Source organism: Streptomyces sp. NRRL S-118 (genome assembly GCF_000716335.1).
GTDB lineage: Bacteria > Actinomycetota > Actinomycetes > Streptomycetales > Streptomycetaceae > Streptomyces.
The window spans coordinates 39,926-40,649 of sequence record NZ_KL591043.1; the positions used below are offsets into that span (position 1 = coordinate 39,926).

General features: G+C 71.7%; 1 protein-coding gene and 1 pseudogene. Both read left to right on the plus strand.

Annotated elements, in window-relative coordinates:
• Positions 1-53 precede the first annotated feature (53 nt).
• A pseudogene (locus IH00_RS45665) lies at positions 54-191 on the plus strand (hypothetical protein); the annotation flags it as partial.
• A gap of 45 nt (positions 192-236) precedes the next feature.
• Positions 237-724 (plus strand): polyketide synthase dehydratase domain-containing protein (locus IH00_RS42415; RefSeq protein WP_324615819.1); only part of this gene is annotated, 488 nt, incomplete at its 3' end.

Below are 724 nucleotides of genomic sequence, written 5' to 3' on the forward strand. Positions count from 1 at the left end.
TGTGGACGGGTCGGCTTTCGCTCTCCGAGCAGGGGTGGTTGGCGGATCATGCGGTGTTCGGTTCGGTGGTGGTGCCGGGTGCGGTGTTGGTGGAGTTGGCGTTGCAGGCGGGTGGTCGTGTGGGGTGCGGTCGTCTGGAGGAGTTGACGCTTCAGCAGCCTTTGGTGGTGGGTGAGGCGGCTGGTGTGCGGCTTCAGGTGGCTGTTGCGGGTGCGGATGGGGAGGGGCGGCGTGCCGTGACGGTCCATTCGTGCCCGGACGGTCGCGGTGGTGCGGCAGCGGTGCCGGACGAGGAGGTGTGGACGCTTCACGCGACGGGGACCCTGGTGGCTGCCGACGACGACGGTCCGTCCCGCCCGGCCGCGGAGGTGTGGCCGCCGCGTGGGGCCGTTCCGGTCGGCGTGGACGACCTGTACGACCGGCTGGCCGACATGGGTTACGAGTACGGGCCGCTGTTCCAGGGCGTACGGGCCGCCTGGCGGCGCGGCGAGGACGTGTTCGCCGAGGTCGCTCTCCCCGACGTGCCGAGTGCGGACACGAAGGGCTTCGGGATCCACCCCGCGCTGCTGGACGCGGTGTTCCACATGTCCATCGACCCGTCCTCGGACGAAGTGCGCCTGCCCTTCGTGTGGTCCGGGGTCGAGCTCTCCGGCCCGCCGGGAGCCGTACTGCGCGTGACGCTCTCGCCGTCGGGTGAGGCCGGCGTGGCGGTGGCGGTGGCGGA